Below are 19,004 nucleotides of genomic sequence, written 5' to 3' on the forward strand. Positions count from 1 at the left end.
TCAATTATAGAAACAAATAATTAACTGTCCAACTTTTGGGGTGCAGTTCATTTTAGTTGAGAATTGAGAGTTGAGAATTGAGAGTTTTTTTCTTCAAGTAATTTAAGAACTTGGTTCACGGATAACGCTGATTAAGCTGACCGTAACGGATTAATAATCTTAAAAATCCGTCTTCATCCGTGTCTTTCGTGAACCATCGACTTTCTTTAATTGAGAGTTAAAGTTTCTAATTCTCAATTCTCAACTCTCAATTCTCAACTAAAAAAGTGCCTTCACTGTAACCCGTTATTAAATAACGATTTATCTTTAGATGGTGAAGACGTGAAGGCAGGAATAATGTAATTTGAAAATATGCACAAAGAGAAATCTATGCTTTGGGATTGCACTACATCAGGATTTAGAAAATAAAATACCCGTTTGTATAAATGTAACAAACGGGTATTAAGATGAAAATATTTGAGTACGAAACTAATCTTATCGGATGATTCCTCTACTTGAATCTTTGATGAATGAAATAATATATTCTATTTCCGGACTCATTGGAATTTCTTTTTGCACTTCTTCCAATGCTTCGCTGATATTCAGTCCGCTCTGATAAATGATACGATAAGCATTATGAATGTTTTCTATCATTTCGTTGGAGAAACCGCGACGGCGGAGTCCTACAATGTTAATGCCGCAATAAGCGATCGGTTCGCGTCCTGCAATAATATAAGGAGGAATGTCTTTACTGAAGCGTGATCCGCCTTGTATCATAACATAACCACCTACACGGCAGAACTGATGCATCAATACCGAAGCACTGATGATGGCATTATCGTCAATGATAATCTCTCCGGCCATTTTTGTAGAATTTCCCACAATACATCCGTTACCAATTAAGGCATCATGCGCTACATGAACACCTTCCATTAAAAGATTATTGCTGCCTACGATGGTTTTTCCTTTGGCTGCCGTACCTCTGTTGATTGTAACGTTTTCGCGTATCAGGTTATTATCACCAATTTCAGCAGTGGTTTCCTCCCCTCTGAATTTTAAATCCTGAGGGATGGCTCCGATGACAGCTCCGGGAAATATTGTATTCCCATTCCCGATGCGTGAACCATAGAGGATGTTCACATTTGCCATGATCTTGTTGTTATCTCCGATAACTACGTTTTTGTCAATGAAAACAAATGGTGCAATTTCTACATTATTACCTATCTTCGCTTCGGGATGTATATATGCTAAAGGACTTATCATATTTATTTGTTTTTGATAATTTGAGCCATAAATTCGGCTTCACAAGCTACTTTTTCTCCAACGAACACATATCCTTTCATGGTAGAAATACCCCGGCGGATAGGTGCAAGCAACTCAAGACGGAATAACAGTGTATCGCCCGGAACTACTTTCTGACGAAACTTAACGCCGTCTATTTTCATGAAATAGGTGGAATATCTTTCCGGTTCATCTACGGAGTTCAGAACAAGTAAACCTCCTACTTGTGCCATTGCTTCTACTTGCAATACACCCGGCATAACCGGTTCTTGAGGAAAATGTCCTTGGAAGAAAGGTTCGTTTGTAGTGACATTCTTTACACCGACAATGTGGTTCGGACCTATTTCGATGATTTTATCTACTAATAAGAAAGGGTAACGGTGCGGAAGTAGTTCGCGGATACGGTTTATATCCATAACCGGTTCTTCACTACAGTTATATATAGGTGCCTGAATTTCATGCAACCGAATCTCTTTGCGCATTTGACGGGCAAACTTGTTGTTGATGGTGTGTCCCGGACGTGTTGCAATGATTCTTCCTTTAATTGGTCTGCCTATGAGGGCAAGGTCTCCGATGATGTCGAGTAATTTATGGCGTGCAGGTTCATTATCCCATACCAGAGGCTTATGGTTTATATATCCCATTTGATTTGCATTCATGTGCGGAACTCCCATTACGTCAGCTAACTTATCGAAGTTTTCTTGTGACATTTGACGTTCGTAAATAACGATTGCATTATCAAGATCACCACCTTTTATCAGTCCTGCACCTAATAGTGGTTCTATCTCACGTACGAAAACAAAGGTACGGCTTCCGGCTATTTCTTTCGGGAAGTCGTTCATATCTTCTAATGTTGCGAATTGATTTGGAATAATCTTTGAATCATAAGAGATAAGTGCGTTCACACTAAAACTGTCATCCGGTAAGACGATGATGGAAGAACCGGTCTTCTCATCTTTGAATTCTATCTTGGATTTGATGATGTAGTAATCCTTAACGGCTGTTTGTTCTTCGATTCCTACCTTTTCGATTCCTTCTACGTAGTAAATGGCACTTCCGTCTAATATGGGGAATTCCGGTCCGTTTACTTGGATGAGACAGTTGTCGATTCCGGCAGCATAGAGTGCAGCCATTGCGTGCTCTACCGTACTTACTTTGACATCATTCTTTGCAAGTACTGTGCCGCGTGTTGTTTCTACTACATTATCCGCAACCGCATCAATAATCGGTTGCCCTTCAAGGTCTATTCGTTGAATCTTGTATCCGTGATTCTCCGCTGCGGGATTGAATGTAATTGTAATATCAAGTCCAGTGTGAAGACCTTTTCCTCTTAGTGAAAAGCTATCTTTTAGAGTTTTTTGTTTCAACATTGGTAACTTTACTTATTTAATTGTTTCTTTAGTTCTTCAACTTCCTTTTGGAGATTGTTTAAAGTAGTATATATATCGGGTAATTTCTTGAATACGACTGATGAACGTCCAAAGTTCTTTGCATCGATGGCAGGTGAACCTTGAACCGTGTTGTCGGATTTGATACTTCCGGCGATACCGGTTTGTGCTCCTACTGTTACTTTATCTCCGACTTTAATATGTCCGGCAACACCTACTTGTCCGCCAAACATACACCATTGCCCTATCTTGGTAGATCCGGCAACACCTACTTGTGAGGCCATCACCGTGTTCTCTCCAACTTCTACATTATGTGCCACCTGAATAAGATTATCCAGCTTTACACCTTTATGTATTATGGTAGCTCCCATCGTAGCTCTGTCTATACAGGTATTTGCTCCGATTTCTACGTTATCTTCCAAAATAACAATTCCGATTTGAGGGATCTTTTCGTATCCGTCCGGAGTAGGAGCAAAGCCAAATCCGTCTGCACCGATAACACTTCCGGCATGAAGCGTACAGTTATTACCGATTCTGCAATCATGATAAACCGTGGTATTGGGGTATACAACACAATTATTGCCTATCTTTACATGCTCGCCAATAGTGGCATGGGCATGAATCATAACGTCGTTGCCTATTTCAGCGTAATCACCGATGTATGCGAAAGGAGCAATATAAACGTTTTCTCCTATTTTTGCCGTTGAGGCGACATAAGCCAGGGAATCTATTCCTGTTTTTTTCGGTTTACTTTGTTCATACAGAGTAAGTAACTTTGCCAAGCTGTCATAAGCATTTTCAACTTTGATAAGCGTAGCCTTGATCTCCTGTTCGGGAACAAAATCTTTATTTACTAATACAATGCTTGATTGAGTAGTATATATATAAGGTGTATATTTGGGGTTTGATAGAAACGAAATAGCTCCGGGTATTCCTTCTTCTATCTTTGCGAATGTATGCACTGTTGCATTTTCGTTTCCAACGATTTCTCCCTGAATAAATTCCGCGATTTGCTTAGCCGAGAACTCCATATTTTAATAATTGTTGTATAGTTCCTATTTATTGCTTTTATGCTAAATACAAGTTGCAATTATGTTTCTTCAAAACATTAAAGTGCAAATTACGTGTTTTTTTTTTATATTTCCGTGCAGATTAAAAAATATTTCATGTTTTCTACTGTAATCTCTGGTAGCAGAGGTAGTATTTGCGGACTTTCTTGGATAACAAAGAAATGTTGAGCATATCAGATGCTTCCGCTATATTTTTAATACTTCCGTCATTATAGAGAATGTCGATACTGTCATCTGCCGGGTCATACATATTCTTTTCTATTCTTGGTACAGAAACGAAATAGTGTGCATCTTCACGATGAATACCTAAATGGGCAGAGATTATATCTTTTAATTCTTCGATACGTTCGTCGCTTGCCGGCTCGGATGATACTTCTACTTTAAACAGACGCCGGTTTATCATTCCGGAGCTTAATGTAGATAGTATCTTATCGGTATGTGTACTCCATACTTTTAATGAAGTCCAAATGTCATTATCGTCTAATTGAATGAAATTTTCCAGACATTCCGGATTATGATAAAATTCTTCTTTATCTATATTATTGTACAGGAAGAAACGGAAAGCGGGTGATGCGAATAATTCTACTCCTTTGCTGGCTAGTTCTTTAGCACGTAGCAGTGCACTGATGAGCATGCGTTCGTATGCCACAGAGGTTTTATGCAGATATACTTGCCAATACATCAAGCGGCGGGCTGTTAAGAAGTTCTCAATAGAATAAATTCCTTTGGACTCCACTACCAACTGGTCGTCTTTTACATCCAGCATTTGTATGATACGTGCCGAACCGATGTTCCCCTCTGTTACTCCGGTATAGAAGCTGTCTCGTCGAAGATAATCAAGGCGGTCCATATCTAACTGCCCGCTGACTAATTGATGCAGGAACTTTTTCGGATATTCGTCTTTAAAGATTTGGATGGCAAGGTTTAACTGACCGTTCATTTCTTTATTGATGCGTTCCATCAGCATTAGTGAAATATCTTCGTGGGATACACCTTTCACGATGGTATCTTCCAATACATGGGAAAAAGGACCGTGACCGACATCGTGTAGAAGTATGGCGGCCTGAATAGCTTCTGCTTCACTGTCGAAAATGAAGTTGCCCTTTGCCGTAAGATGTTTGATTGCCTCACTCATCAGGTGAAAAGCTCCCAATGAGTGTTGAAAACGGGTATGTTGAGCACCCGGATAGACAACGGAAGATAATCCTACCTGACGGATACGGTTTAATCGTTGCAGAATGGGATGTTTGACAATGTTGTACAATAACCCCGTAGGAATACTGATGAATCCGAAAACGGGGTCATTGATAATCTTTCGTTGGTTAGCCATTCTCTTTCTTATAGTATGTTACGAAGTTGCTCTTCCATTTGAAGTTGCACTTTTTTAGCTTCTTCTCCTGCTGTCTTGGCAAAGTTCTCTGTTTTATCGGCATAAATGATGGCGCGTGAAGAATTGACTATCAGTCCGCAAGTTTCGTTCATTCCATATTTGCAAACTTCTTCTAACGAGCCGCCTTGTGCGCCGATACCCGGTACAAGTAAGAAATGTTTAGGTGCCAATTTACGGATGTCGACAAACATTTTGCCCTGTGTGGCTCCTACCACGTACATCATGTCTTCGTCATTTCCCCAGTATTGTGAAGTCTTTAACACCTTCTCGAACAGGCGTTCACCATCTTTATCCTCTGTCATCTGAAAATCATGAGAACCTTTATTGGATGTCAAAGCAAGCAGAATAACCCATTTCCCTTCGTAAGTAAGGAAAGGAGTAACGCTATCTTCGCCCATATAAGGAGCTACTGTGACAGAGTCGATATTGAGTTCTTCAAAGAAAGTACGTGCATACATAGCAGATGTATTACCAATGTCCCCACGCTTGGCGTCTGCAATAATGAATTGGTCGGGGTAATTTTGCTTGATATAGTTTACAGTTTTTTCAAAAGCTATCCACCCCTTTACACCCATGCTTTCATAAAAGGCGAGGTTGGGCTTATATGCAATGCAATAAGGTGCGGTAGCATCTATGATTGCTTTATTGAAAGCGAAGATAGGATCTTCTTCTTTCAGAAGATGTTCCGGTATTTTTTTGATATCCGTATCCAGTCCTACACAAAGGAATGACTTTTTACGTTTGATATTTTCAAATAATTCTTGTTTGTTCATATCGTTGGGTGATTATTCTATTATTTATAACTCTGTTTCTTTCAGGCGTTCTGCATTTTCTGCTACAATCAAATGGTCGATACAATCTTGTATGTCTCCATCCATAAAAGCAGCCAGATTGTAGATTGTATAGTTGATACGATGGTCGGTAATACGTCCTTGCGGATAATTGTAAGTACGTATCTTTGCCGAACGGTCTCCGGTGCTTACCATCGTTTTACGCTTGCTGGCAATGTCATCAATATATTTTTGGTGTTCTTTATCATATATGAAGGTACGTAGGCGTGAAAGTGCCCGTTCTTTGTTCTTAGGTTGGTCACGCGTTTCGGTACATTCTATCAGTATCTCTTCTACGATACCTGTATTGGGGTTCTTCCAATTGTAACGTAGACGTACACCCGATTCTACCTTATTTACATTCTGACCGCCCGCGCCACCTGAACGGAAAGTATCCCATTTGATTTCCCCTTCATTAATCTCTACATCAAACGGCTCTGCTTCGGGGAGTACAGCCACGGATGCAGCTGAAGTATGTACACGTCCTTGTGTTTCGGTAGCCGGAACACGCTGTACACGGTGAACACCCGATTCATATTTTAGTGTTCCATAGACCTTTTCTCCGGTTACGGAACAAATAATTTCTTTATAACCTCCGGCTGCACCTTCGTTAGCACTGGATACTTCTAATTTCCAACCTTTTATTTCGCAGAACTTTGCGTACATACGGAACAAATCGCCTGCAAAAATAGCTGCTTCATCGCCACCCGTTCCACCACGAATTTCCAGAATGGCGTTACGGTCATCCTGAGGGTCGGCAGGGATAAGCAGCAGTTTGATTTCTTCTTCCAGCTCCGGTAAACGAGTTTGGCTATTGTCCAGTTCTTCTTTTGCCATCTCTTTCATATCGGCATCCGTTTCATTAGCCAGAATATTTTTAGCTTCTTCGATGTTACCAAGAAGTTGTATATATTCTTTGCGGGCCTTCATCAGGTCGTCCAGTTCTTTGTATTCCTTTGTTAGTTTTACATAACGCTTTTGGTCACTGATGACAGACGGGTCTGTAATTAGAGTTGATACTTCTTCAAAACGGCTAACCAAGCCTTCAAGTTTATCTAGTATGTTACTTGCCATATATTCTTAATATCTGAATTCTCCGAATTCGCTCTTGATAATCAATTCCTTTTTATTGCTCTCTTCAATACGCCCGACGATCTGTGCATCGATATTAAATGATTTGGAGATAGCGATAACTTCTTCTGCATATTCCGGTGAGAGATATACTTCCAAACGATGTCCCATGTTGAACACCTTATACATTTCCTCCCAATCCGTCCCGCTTTGTTCTTTGATGGTCTTGAACAATGGAGGAACCGGGAACAGGTTATCTTTTATGACTCTTACGTTGTCTACGAAATGCAGTATTTTAGTTTGAGCACCACCGGAACAGTGGACCATTCCGTGAATATTCGGACGCAATGCATCTAATAGTTTCTTTACCACCGGAGCATAAGTGCGGGTAGGAGAGAGAACCAGTTTCCCGGCATCCAGCGGAGAGCCTTCTACTTTGTCTGTTAACTTCAATGCACCGGAATATACCAATTCTTCAGGAACGGCCTTGTCATGACTTTCAGGATACTTCTCTGCCAGATACTTAGAGAATACATCGTGGCGGGCAGAAGTCAATCCATTACTACCCATACCTCCGTTGTACTCTTTTTCATAAGTAGCCTGTCCGTAAGAGGCCAAACCTACGATAACATCTCCCGGACGGATATTGGCGTTATTGATAACGTCCGAACGTCTCATACGGCAAGTTACCGTACTGTCCACAATAATGGTACGGACTAAATCGCCTACATCAGCTGTTTCACCTCCTGTGGCATAAACGCCTACTCCCATTCCGCGCAATTCGGCAAGCAGCTCATCCGTCCCGTTGATAATGGCAGAGATTACTTCACCCGGAACCAATAGCTTGTTTCTGCCGATAGTGGATGAAACCAGTATATTGTCTACTGCACCTACACAGAGCAGATCATCGATGTTCATTATCAAAGCATCCTGTGCTATGCCCTTCCATACAGATAAATCGCCTGTCTCTTTCCAATAAAGGTAAGCTAAAGACGACTTTGTGCCTGCTCCGTCGGCATGCATAATATTACAATATTCGGGGTCACCACCCAGAATGTCAGGGATTATTTTACAAAAGGCTTGTGGGAATATACCCTTATCAATGTTCTTGATCGCATTGTGCACATCTTCTTTTGACGCTGATACGCCACGCTGCATGTATCTTTGATTGCTCATACGGTTGTTGTAATGATATAATATTCTTGTATTCAGGCAGCAAAGGTACTTCTTTTTTTTTGTACGGACAATATATTCGGGTAATTCCTCTATATAGATTGACTTAAAACGACCACTGATCCTCCATCATAAATGGTTATGATCTTAACCTTTGGATTGCGAAGCTCTTGATAAATTCCACAGTCCCCTCAACTCCCAGCACAGACGAGTCAATGCAAAGATGATACGTGGCGGCAGCTCCCCATGTGTTGTAGCTGTAGTAATTATAGTAGGACGCGCGCTTCTTGTCCACTTTCTCGATGAGGGCCTCGGCATCCTCACGGGTGATGTGGCGACGACTCATGACGCGTTCAATACGATCTTCCAGCGAGGCGGAGATGAATACATTGACGCAACGAGGGTTATCACGTAAGATGTAATCAGCACAACGGCCCACGAACAGGCACGATTTCTCCTCTGCCAATTTGCGGATGACGTCGCTCTGTATCTTGAACAGGGCATCATTACTCAGGCAATTGGAGTAGGGCATTGCACCTTCGGTGACGAAAGGGAAACGCATGCCGAACAAGCCACCGATGAGTCCTTGTGAGGCTTTCTCGTCTGCTTTCTCAAAGAACTCCTTGCAAAGTCCGCTCTCTTGTGAGGCAAGCTCTATCAGCTCCTTATCATAATAGGAGATATTCAGTTCAGTGGCAAGTTTCTCGCCTATCTCGCGTCCGCCGCTTCCTAGTTGGCGACCTATGTTGATGACAAATTTCTCGTTCATATCCTTCTGTTTTAGATTGGTAGATGTGCAAATATATAGATTTATTTGGATACTGCCATCCGGTGAAACTTTTTAAATTGGGCAATGAGCATAATTGCCGCCACGATGGAGGCTGCAAGGTCGGATACCGGCATACTTGCCCATACTCCCCATGCACCGAAGAAATGAGGTAATATCAACAGGCAGGGCAGGAGGAACAGCATCTGCCGTGTCAGTGAGAGGAAGATGGCTTTGCCTGCCATGCCGATGCTCTGGAAGAAATTAGACGTTACCATTTGGAAACCTACGATGGGGAAGAAGATAGTGACGATACGCAGTCCTTCTGCCGAAAGACGTATCAGCTCATCATCCGTTGTGAAGATGGATACGATGATGTCCGGCAGGAACAAGGCAATGAGGAATCCGGTGGTGGTGACTGCCGTTGCTCCGTAGATGGTCAGTTTCAGTACCCGCGTTACTCTCGGATAGAGTTGTGCACCGAAGTTGTATCCCGCTATCGGCTGCATACCCTGGTTGATACCCATCACAATCATTACGACAAGGAACACGAGTCGGTTTACAATACCGAACGCCCCGATGGCGATATCCCCGCCATGCTCTTTCAGTCCCAGATTGATAAGGATGACGATGAAGCACGATGCGAGGTTCATCAGGAAGGGCGACATACCGATGGCAAGTGAGTCCGCTACAATCTTGCGGCGCAGGCGGAAGATGCCTTTGTGGAAATGCAGCAGTTCCCGCTTATCGCCGAACAGGTAGATAAGCCATACCAGTGAGATGATCTGTGCGATAATCGTGGCAATGGCGGCACCCTGTATGCCCCATCCGAAGACGAAGATGAAAAGCGGGTCGAGTGCCGTATTGATAAGCACGGTGGCGATGGTGGCGAACATCGCTTTCTGCGGATGACCGGAGGAACGCAGTACGGAGTTCAACCCCAAGTATAGATGCGTGACGACGTTGCCAAGCAGGATTACCTGCATATAGTCGCGGGCGTATGGCAACGTGGCATCACTTGCGCCGAAGAAGCGCAGGATAGGGTCGAGGAACAGGAGACAGAGGATGGTGAACATCACGCCGATGATAACGTTCAGCACCACCACGTTGCCCAGCACCCGTTGCGCCGTGTCATAGTCTTTCTGTCCGAGCCTGACGGATACAAGTGTTGCCGCACCCACGCCTACCAGTGAGCCGAATGCAGCCGCAAGGTTCATCAGCGGGAAAGTGATGGCAAGTCCCGAGATAGCCATTGTGCCCACTCCATGCCCGATAAAGATACTGTCTACCATGTTGTAGAGTGAGGATGCCGTCATGGCGATGATGGCGGGAATGGCATATTGCATCAATAGTTTGCCGATACGTTCCGTGCCGAGTTCTGTAGGTGTTCGTTGATTAGCCATATATGTATATTTTGATTGGGTTGCAAAGATAGTGATTAATTTCATACATATATGCAAAAAAACAGTAGCCTCTCCTTGCCTGTTAATAAATATTTAATACCTTTGCCATGCTATTAGATTCAAAATAATGATAACGACAAACTATGTGAAAATAATGTGTAATATATTTGGAGGAATGGAATATTCTTCTAAACACACACACACACACACACACACACACACACATTCTCGCCTTACATTAATTAATAGTGCGCATGCGCGTAATATAACATTAAATATTTCACCTGCAAGAGGAAGCAACACCCTCTTGCAGGTTTTTTCATGCCCGCTGCCTTGGCTCGACGGACACCTCTCTCCGTTGAAGATATCTTTCATTTATTCACATTTAAAACCATGAAACTATGGCAAAGAAAGTAAAGCCCGGGAAGCTGCGTGGCAACACTACTCCCAATCTGTTAACCGAAGATCCGAATGACTTCATCCTCCAACTTATCGGTGGAATGAAATACGACCTTTCAGACATTATTCAACTCGTGCTCTTGGACGGAGCTACAGTAAAAACCGCACAAGACCTTGAGGAAAGTTTCCGCATGGTGATGGAAAAAGGCATCGAAATGTCCCTGATGGGCAACAACGTCAGCCTCGAATACATCCAGATGCGCGCCTCCGTGAGCGGAGTGTTCAACTCCTCTACCGAGACTTTTACCCGCCCCAAGCATGAGGTAAACCCTGTGCTCACTGCCGGACAGGCATATTTGGACGCGGCGCACAACACCCTCGTGGAGAATATGGGCCCGGCGCAGAACAACATTATCTCCGAAGTGGTGAACCGCACCACTAAATCCGTGAACAAGGACATCAGCTCCGGCGGCGTCTTGGAATTGCACGGCAAGGGACTCAAAGTGACAGGCAGCGAGATGTACCCCGCCCACGTCTATATCTGCGACGCCGCAACGGGCACCATCGCCAAGAACATCATCGAGGAAGACCTGCTCGCGAATCTCCCCACGCAAGTCATGTTTCAAGTGCCCGCAGGGCTGGAAACAGGTAAGAAGTACATCGTGAAGATATCTACGCAGGCTACGGGCACCTCTACCAAGTTGTTGAAAACACCTCGACTCATTGTAAGTGACATTGTACTGACATGCGTATAAACCCTTTTTTGTTCGTGTTGACACGAACGTACGTGTTCGTGGTATAGCGAACGTATGCGTTTGTGGTGGTACGAACGTATGTGTTCGTGGTATAACGAACCGATACGTTTCGGTAGGCCAAACTAAAAGAGGAGTGATTAATTAAAGAACGATAAACCATGAATATAACCGAAGTCAATAACAATGAATACACACATCCGGCGGCCGAACGGCTATGGCAGATGCTGAAAGACCGTCAGGTAAAAGACCTGTTCTTCTTTCATCACTGCCGTGTAGGTATGTACACGCTGGAATTTTATTGCCCCGCCGTTTATCTCGCTGTGGAGCTCTATAACGAGACCGACAGTTCCGACATCCCCGATGCCGAGCGCGAGGAGTATCTCGAAGACTGCTACGGCATCCGGATCATACGCTTCGGCCGGCAGGAGGTGCTGGATGAACCTTCCCATGTACAGAACGAGATTGTACGACAGGTAGAGGGGCGGATGTTCTGCGAAGAAGAGCCCAAACCCCATTCTTAGGGGAAAAAGAGAAGAAAGAAAACAGGGGTGACGAGTACCCCTGATTATTAATAAATATATAATAAAAACTAACAAAAAAATGAGTATGAAAACAAAGCAATTACTAATTGCAGCCCTGCTCGCCACAGGAATGACGGCGCAGGCACAGAATGAACCGCTCGACCTGAGCACTGTCACCGCAGAACACATCGAATTAACTTGCACGGCAGACGGATGGACATTTGCCCCCATAGGCGGCACGGCAACCCCGTTCGACGGCGTCATCAAGGGAGGCAGCAAGGATGCGCCCCTCAACTTCAACGCCTCCGTCATCATCCGTAACCAGACTGCGAATGAAGCCGTGCTTACATTCGACAACGCCAACCTGAACATGAGCAGCGGGGTGGGCTTCATGACGAACGGAACTGATGGCAAGGTAACCATCAACCTGAAGGATGCGCGGATGGAGAGCAGCAACAATACCGGCTTGATCTACTCAGCTGTATCCTGCTGTCCCATCGGCGTCAAAGTAGACGAGAGCAGCGACGGTCCCAGCAAGTTGATAGGTATCGACCAATGCTGTCCCATCAGTTTCGCGGACGTTGACCTGATTGTGGACGGTGGCACGAAAGGGCTGGAGATAGAAGCTGTCAGAGCCTGCATCAACAACGTTGAGAACCACATGACCATAACAGGTAAGGTCACAGCGAAGAGCGGCAACAGTTCCACCATATCAAGTTACAACAGCACCGGTTTGACCATCGGCGAGGAGGTGGTAATAGCTTCCGGATACCAGAATGCAATCAGTATTGGTGCGGAAGGCGTAGCCCTCAATCCCCTTTTCCACTGGAAATACAAGACAGCCCCCGTAGCCGGCAAGCTCGTCATCAAGGCAGACGGTGTGGAGAAAGCCACCTTCACCACCGATGGTAAGTTGAAATCATTCGGCATCGGCGGCGTTATCGGCAAGGAGTACACCGTGTACTACACCCCCGATGGTGGTACGGAGAAAGCACAGCAGGACGCTGACGGCACAACTGCCTTCAAGGCAGACGCCAACGGTTTGATGGAATACAGCGGCATGATGGAAAGCACCGGCGTTGGCGCACTCAACCTGAGCACCCTCACCGGAGACGCCATCCTGACCTGCACAGACGGCAAATGGAAATATGTCCTCGATGAAGACGGAGCAACGGAACTCCCCTTTAGCGGCGTCATCAAGGGAGGCAGCAAGGACACCGAGCTAGCCTTCGAGCATGGGCTTTTGATAAGGAAGAGAGTGAACGGTGCGAGCGTCCTCACGTTCGACAACGTCAACCTCAAGCTCAGCAATCCTATCAAATTCCAGACAGATGCGACCGTAGACCTGCTCACCGTCAACCTCAAGGACAGCAAGATTACAGGCAAAGGCTTCTCACCCAATGCAGGCGCAGCCTGCGGCCCCATCCTGATACAGGCAGACCCCAGCAGCACTACGGCATCCACAATAGATACCGGTGAAGACAGCAATGCCATCGGTCTTGCAGGCACACCGCTCACCCTCGACGGCGGCACGGCAGGGCTCACCCTGATTGGTCGGCAAGCAGTCGCCGTAGGCGCGGGCAAGGTAGAGCTAAAGGGTAAGTTAGCCCTCATAGGCACCTCCCAGATGGGCTTGACCATGAACCAGCCATGCACCGACCTCAGCATAGCCGAAGGCGTCACCATCTCCGGCAAGGACGGCATCTGCGGGCAAGCCACATGGACATCCGCCGCTTTGCAGTGGAAGTACATCAACGCCCCCGCAGCCGGCGGCACGGTAGAAGTGAAGTCCGGCAACGATGTAATCGCCACCTTCACGACGGACGGTAACCGGAGATACTTCGGTATAGGAGCCGCCCTCAACAAGGAGTACGCCGTATGGTACGCCCCCGCAGGCGGCACTGCCACCCAGCAGCAGGACAACACCGGTACATCCGTTTTCAAGGCAACCGCTAACGGCTTGCTTGCCATGGAAGGCATGGAAGATATTGCACCGGACGGTATCCAAAACACGGAAGCCACTGCTATCCCGGCCATCAGCTATGTATACAGTGTAGACGGACGTTTGGTAAAGACCGTTCCTGCTGCTGAATACAGCACATTGAAGAATGGTTTGGACAGAGGCATTTATATCGTGAACGGTGAGAAGATGGCGGTTGAATAACCGAGTCGGCTGATACAATCTGAAATGCAAATGACGCAAATGGCATGAGGGCGATGACCCTTGCCATTTGCGTCATTTCGTATATTGTAGAGGGTGGTTGAGGGAAATTAGAACAGGTGATTATGTTTCCCTTGTTCCACTTCGGCAATGATATTGCGCAAGCCAATGATACTTCTCCACGCTATTTGCGGATAGGAAGCAAACAGTGCACCTTTAGTCATGTTATCTATATTCTTGGTGGTTTCCCCTATGGTTTGCAAGCGCATACAGGTAGCGTCGAATATATCCATACCTTCCGGCGAACAAAGAAATTGGTTGTAATCCGTTATGTGGCTTGTCCTGTTTATAGCCAACTCCGTTCTCATCTCGATGAAGCGGAGCATATCTGTTACATCTTCTTTATATATAGATTGCATCTTGTTCTATTTTACGGCGGAATAATGAGCGCATGATTCCGGTGAGTGGTACTAAGTCTACTTTAACATGAAACAACTCTTCTAGCTTTTCCTTTATCTCCATCCTGACGAAATAGTCGGGCTCTTTTAGCTCGATACATATGTCGACATCGCTACCTTCCGTTTGTTCTCCGCGTGCTACGGAACCAAACAGACCAAGTCTCTCAATACCGTATTTGTCGGCATATCGAGCTTTGAATTCGCTTAGTATGACAATGATTTCAGCTGTTGTTTTCATAAGGCAATGTTCTTTCAATACTGCTTTATCTGCAAATATAAATAAAACCCCTTAATCCCCCTTCCCTTCGTATGTTAATTCTTCCTACTACCCTTTCCATTCTACCCATAACTTCCTATCTTTGCCGACATGAAAGAAGCAGCAACAAACAACAAGCGCGTATTGGTCGGCATGAGCGGGGGAATAGACAGTTCTGCCACCTGTCTGATGTTACAGGAACAGGGTTACGAGGTGGTAGGTGTTACCATGCAGACGTGGGATTCCCCGTCTAAGTTCACCTCACCGGAACAGGAATATCCCGACTATATCATGGAGGCACGCACACTTGCCTCTCGGTTGGGAATACCGCATTATGTGGCAGATGAGCGCGAGGGGTTTAAGAAGCAGATTGTGGGCTATTTCATGAACGAATATTTGCAAGGGCGCACGCCGAATCCATGTGTGATGTGTAATCCACTGTTCAAATTCCGTGTGCTCACCGAGTGGGCGGACAAGCTGGACTGCCCCTATATTTCTACCGGACACTACTCACGTATCGAGCAACGCGATGGGTTTTACTATATCGTGGCGGGTGACGATCCGTTGAAAGACCAATCTTACTTCCTCTGGCGGTTGGGACAAGAAGTGCTGAGTCGCTGCGTCTTCCCGTTGGGCGGATACACCAAGCCGCAAGTGCGTGCCTACCTTTTGGAGAAGGGCTTCGAGGCTAAATCGAAGGAAGGTGAGAGCATGGAGGTATGCTTCATCGAGGGTGATTACCGTGACTTCCTTCGCGAGCAGATGCCGGACATCGACAGCCGCATTGGTCGGGGGTGGTTCGTCAATGCCGAAGGTGTCAAGCTGGGAGAGCACAAGGGCTTCCCGTATTACACCATCGGGCAGCGCAAGGGACTGGAAATAGCACTCGGGCACCCTGCTTACGTGTTGAAGATCAATCCGCAGAAGAATACCGTCATGCTGGGAGAAGCCGAACAGTTGAAGGCGGAATATATGTTGACGGAGGATGCCTGCATGGCAAATCCGCAGGAATTGTTCACCACCGAAAATCTCTCCGTACGCATCCGTTACCGCAGCAAACCTATCCCGTGTGAAGTCCGTACGTTGGATGACGGCCGGCTGTTGGTACACTTTCTGGACGAGGCTTCTTCCATTACTCCGGGACAGTCAGCCGTCTTCTACGACGGACGGCGGGTGATAGGAGGGGCATTTATCGCTTCGCAACGGGGCATTGGAATGTACATAAATGAATAAAACCATGAATAAACGATCATTAACTCTCACTTTGTGCATTGCACTGACATTGCCGTCGGTAGCACAGCATACCTATAAATATCGGGTCAGCCTGACGGATAAACAAGCAACGGAGTATTCGTTGGATAAACCCGAACAGTATCTCTCACATAAAGCACTCGACCGCCGTGCCCGGCAGGGATTGAAGGTGGATTCTACCGATCTGCCCGTATGCCGGACGTATGTAGACGCTATCCGCAGGCAGGGTGTGGATGTGGTGACTACGAGCAAGTGGCAGAATACCGTCACGGTGCAACTCTCGGATACGGCGTTGATGGACGAGATTGCCCGCCTGCCCTTCGTCAAGATGACGGAAAAGGTGTGGACTTTGCCCGATTCCATCCCCGCCCGTAACAAGGAACGTAAGAGGGAGGTAGAGAATAAGTTGGAGAAGACCGATAACTACTATGGCCCTGCCTACCGCCAGATAGCTATCCATCACGGTGACAGCCTTCACGAGGCAGGCTTCAAAGGCAAAGGTATGACGATTGCCGTTATTGATGCCGGTTTCTACAATGCCGATGAGATAAAGGCACTGAAAAAGGTGAAGTTACTGGGTACGAGAGATTTTGTGAACCCCTATTCGGATATCTACGAAGAGAACAATCACGGTATGAAAGTGCTCTCCTGCATGGCTGCCAACAAGCCTTACGTGGTAGTGGGTACAGCTCCCGAAGCCTCTTATTGGCTGCTCCGCAGTGAGGACAATGACAGCGAGCACCTCGTGGAGCAAGACTATTGGGCGGCGGCCGTGGAGTTTGCAGATAGCGTGGGTGCGGATGTCATCAACACCTCGCTCGGTTATCGTGCTTTCGACGACAAGAGTAAGAACTATACCTATCAGGATCTTACCGGTCATTATGCCTTGATGAGCCGTGAAGCAGCGATGGCAGCCGATAAGGGAATGGTAGTCGTATGCAGTGCCGGCAATGAGGGGCAGAAGACCTGGAAGAAGATTACACCGCCTGCCGATGCCGAGAACGTATTGACGGTAGGTGCGATGGATGCATCGGGCATGAACGCCGTTTTCTCCTCCGTAGGCTATACGACGGATGGACGGGTGAAGCCGGATGTGATGGCGGTGGGTTTTGCTTCAACCGTGTTGGGTACGGACGGGAATGTGAGTACGGCGAACGGTACTTCCTTTGCTTCCCCCACGATGTGCGGCTTGGTAGCATGCCTCTGGCAAGCCTGTCCGCAGCTGACCGCCAAAGAGCTGATAGAATTGGTGAAGTCTTCTGCCGACCGATTCGACCATCCGGACAACGTCTTTGGTTACGGCATTCCGGATATGTGGAAAGCATATAAGACAGTGAAGAAATGATTTAGGCATGGATAGCATGGGGTAATAAGATCGAGGTTCGCGGATGACGCTGATGAAACGGATGAAGACGGATTTAATTTGTTCATCCGTTCTAATCCGCCCGATCTGTGTCATCCGCGAACCTCGATCTTATATACTTCCTGTGTAATCCGTGCCAAACAAATAATAGCCTATGAATAGACTTGATAACTCCCCTCAGACGCCGGAAAGTGCCGGTATCTCTCTCTACGAACTCAACAACCGCGTCCGTCAGGTGCTCTGCGGAGGTATGTCCGGCGAGTATTGGGTGCAGGCTGAACTGAGCGATGTGCGTAGCAACGCCACCGGACACTGTTATCTGGAGTTCATACAGAAAGACCCGCGAAGCAACAACCTCATAGCAAAGGCACGCGGCACTATCTGGGCAAATGTATTCCGCCTGCTGAAACCCTACTTCGAACGGGAGACAGGACAGGCATTCGTGTCCGGCATCAAAGTATTGATGAAGGTGACGGTGGAGTTCCACGAACTCTACGGTTATAGCCTGACGGTGATTGATATAGACCCCTCTTATACATTGGGCGACATGGCACGCCGTCGGCGGGAAATCCTGATGCAACTGGAGGAGGAGGGTGTGCTCACCCTGAACAAGGAACTGGAACTGCCGATGCTTGCACAACGCATAGCTGTTATTTCTTCGGCTACGGCAGCCGGATATGGTGACTTCTGCAATCAGTTGCAGGGCAATCCCTATGGCTTTGCTTTCCATACCCGCCTGTTTCCCGCTATCATGCAGGGCGAACGGGTAGAAGAGAGTGTCATTGCCGCCCTCGATGCCATCAATGCCGAACGTGATTGTTGGGATGCTGTCGTTATCATTCGTGGAGGCGGTGCTACGTCCGACCTCTCCGGCTTCGACACCTATATGCTTGCTGCCAACTGCGCACAGTTCCCACTGCCTATTATAACAGGCATCGGGCATGAACGGGATGATACGGTGATAGACAGCGTGGCGCATACCCGCGTCAAGACTCCCACCGCCGCTGCCGAGTTCCTGATAAACCATCTGCGGGAGACAGCAGACCGGTTAGAGGAATATAGTAATGCCGTGGCCTATTATGTCGACCGTCGCATGGAGTTGGAACATACTCGTTTGGAACGTCTTGCGGCAAAGTTGCCTTCTATTGTGGGTATGATCGGCTTGCGTGAGACCCATCGTTTGTCCGTTATGGAACAACGTCTACATACCGCCCTTGCCAATCGCCTCACCCATGAGCAACATCGTCTCGACCTCTTATCCCAACAGGTTCGCAGTGCTTCGCCCGAGCATCTCCTGAAACGTGGTTACAGCATTACCCTCAAAGATGGGAAAGCGGTAACCGACCCTGCACAAGTGCAACAAGGGGATGAGTTGACTGTCCGTGTGTGGAAAGGGGAGATCTCTGTAGTGTCCAAAGTCAAAGCATCCAAGTTTCCCCGCTTGAGCGGGGATTAAGGGGTGTGTGAGGGTCTTAGACCCTTCCGTTTC

Annotated in this window: 17 protein-coding genes; 6 read left to right on the forward strand and 11 right to left on the reverse strand. The window is 46.5% G+C overall.

Annotation, left to right across the window (positions count from 1 at the left end):
- Positions 1 to 474: 474 nt before the first annotated feature.
- The 9 genes from lpxA to DXB63_RS16495 all read right to left on the reverse strand — a co-directional run bounded on the left by lpxA (position 475) and on the right by DXB63_RS16495 (position 10,351).
- Complete coding sequence (gene lpxA, locus DXB63_RS16455; protein ID WP_122127477.1) at positions 475 to 1,242, reverse strand: acyl-ACP--UDP-N-acetylglucosamine O-acyltransferase; 768 nt, start codon at positions 1,240 to 1,242, stop codon at positions 475 to 477.
- A 2-nt stretch (positions 1,243 to 1,244) separates the two neighbouring features.
- The gene (locus DXB63_RS16460) at positions 1,245 to 2,630 is read right to left on the reverse strand and encodes a bifunctional UDP-3-O-[3-hydroxymyristoyl] N-acetylglucosamine deacetylase/3-hydroxyacyl-ACP dehydratase (protein ID WP_122127478.1); all 1,386 of its coding nucleotides are present in this window, start codon (positions 2,628 to 2,630) and stop codon (positions 1,245 to 1,247) included.
- Between the two features lie 8 nt (positions 2,631 to 2,638).
- Positions 2,639 to 3,679 carry a UDP-3-O-(3-hydroxymyristoyl)glucosamine N-acyltransferase gene (gene lpxD, locus DXB63_RS16465; protein WP_122127479.1) on the reverse strand — a complete coding sequence of 347 codons (1,041 nt, stop codon included), beginning with the start codon at positions 3,677 to 3,679 and terminating at the stop codon, positions 2,639 to 2,641.
- Positions 3,680 to 3,821: 142 nt separating this feature from the next.
- The gene (locus DXB63_RS16470; protein ID WP_122127480.1) at positions 3,822 to 5,048 is read right to left on the reverse strand and encodes an HD domain-containing protein; all 1,227 of its coding nucleotides are present in this window, start codon (positions 5,046 to 5,048) and stop codon (positions 3,822 to 3,824) included.
- An 8-nt stretch (positions 5,049 to 5,056) separates the two neighbouring features.
- Positions 5,057 to 5,881 (reverse strand): orotidine-5'-phosphate decarboxylase, encoded by an 825-nt coding sequence (gene pyrF / locus DXB63_RS16475; RefSeq protein ID WP_122127481.1) that lies wholly within the window; start codon positions 5,879 to 5,881, stop codon positions 5,057 to 5,059.
- 24 nt (positions 5,882 to 5,905) lie between these two features.
- The gene (gene prfA, locus DXB63_RS16480; protein WP_122127482.1) at positions 5,906 to 7,012 is read right to left on the reverse strand and encodes a peptide chain release factor 1; all 1,107 of its coding nucleotides are present in this window, start codon (positions 7,010 to 7,012) and stop codon (positions 5,906 to 5,908) included.
- A gap of 6 nt (positions 7,013 to 7,018) precedes the next feature.
- A complete protein-coding gene (locus DXB63_RS16485) occupies positions 7,019 to 8,185 on the reverse strand; it encodes an AIR synthase-related protein (RefSeq protein ID WP_122127483.1) in 1,167 nt (388 codons plus the stop codon).
- A 136-nt stretch (positions 8,186 to 8,321) separates the two neighbouring features.
- Positions 8,322 to 8,951 (reverse strand): AAA family ATPase, encoded by a 630-nt coding sequence (locus DXB63_RS16490; RefSeq protein ID WP_122127484.1) that lies wholly within the window; start codon positions 8,949 to 8,951, stop codon positions 8,322 to 8,324.
- 41 nt (positions 8,952 to 8,992) lie between these two features.
- Entirely contained in the window at positions 8,993 to 10,351 is a 1,359-nt protein-coding gene (locus tag DXB63_RS16495; protein WP_122127485.1) for an MATE family efflux transporter, read from the reverse strand.
- Positions 10,352 to 10,752: 401 nt separating this feature from the next.
- Between DXB63_RS16495 and DXB63_RS16500 the strand changes: the two genes are divergently transcribed.
- From DXB63_RS16500 to DXB63_RS16510, 3 genes are all read left to right on the forward strand, one after another.
- Positions 10,753 to 11,505, forward strand: coding sequence for a DUF4469 domain-containing protein (locus DXB63_RS16500; RefSeq protein WP_122127486.1), 753 nt, complete (start codon positions 10,753 to 10,755; stop codon positions 11,503 to 11,505).
- 158 nt (positions 11,506 to 11,663) lie between these two features.
- The gene (locus DXB63_RS16505; protein ID WP_122127487.1) at positions 11,664 to 12,026 is read left to right on the forward strand and encodes an endonuclease domain-containing protein; all 363 of its coding nucleotides are present in this window, start codon (positions 11,664 to 11,666) and stop codon (positions 12,024 to 12,026) included.
- Positions 12,027 to 12,111: 85 nt separating this feature from the next.
- On the forward strand, positions 12,112 to 14,190 hold the full coding sequence (locus tag DXB63_RS16510) for a hypothetical protein (protein ID WP_147332303.1): 2,079 nt from the start codon (positions 12,112 to 12,114) through the stop codon (positions 14,188 to 14,190).
- Positions 14,191 to 14,297: 107 nt separating this feature from the next.
- On the opposite strand, the gene DXB63_RS16515 is transcribed toward DXB63_RS16510, so the two are convergent.
- Entirely contained in the window at positions 14,298 to 14,606 is a 309-nt protein-coding gene (locus DXB63_RS16515; protein ID WP_122127489.1) for a DUF86 domain-containing protein, read from the reverse strand.
- Positions 14,590 to 14,883 (reverse strand): nucleotidyltransferase family protein, encoded by a 294-nt coding sequence (locus tag DXB63_RS16520; RefSeq protein WP_122127490.1) that lies wholly within the window; start codon positions 14,881 to 14,883, stop codon positions 14,590 to 14,592. The genes DXB63_RS16515 and DXB63_RS16520 overlap by 17 nt, the downstream gene beginning before the upstream one ends.
- A 129-nt stretch (positions 14,884 to 15,012) precedes the next feature.
- Here DXB63_RS16520 and mnmA point away from each other — a divergent pair, with 129 nt between their 5' ends.
- From mnmA to xseA, 3 genes are all read left to right on the forward strand, one after another.
- A complete protein-coding gene (mnmA, locus tag DXB63_RS16525; RefSeq protein ID WP_122127491.1) occupies positions 15,013 to 16,134 on the forward strand; it encodes a tRNA 2-thiouridine(34) synthase MnmA in 1,122 nt (373 codons plus the stop codon).
- A gap of 4 nt (positions 16,135 to 16,138) precedes the next feature.
- Complete coding sequence (locus DXB63_RS16530; protein ID WP_122127502.1) at positions 16,139 to 17,497, forward strand: S8 family serine peptidase; 1,359 nt, start codon at positions 16,139 to 16,141, stop codon at positions 17,495 to 17,497.
- 172 nt (positions 17,498 to 17,669) lie between these two features.
- On the forward strand, positions 17,670 to 18,971 hold the full coding sequence (gene xseA, locus DXB63_RS16535) for an exodeoxyribonuclease VII large subunit (protein WP_122127492.1): 1,302 nt from the start codon (positions 17,670 to 17,672) through the stop codon (positions 18,969 to 18,971).
- Positions 18,972 to 19,004: the final 33 nt, after the last annotated feature.

The organism is Bacteroides sp. OM05-12, from assembly GCF_003438995.1.
Taxonomy (GTDB): Bacteria; Bacteroidota; Bacteroidia; order Bacteroidales; family Bacteroidaceae; genus Bacteroides.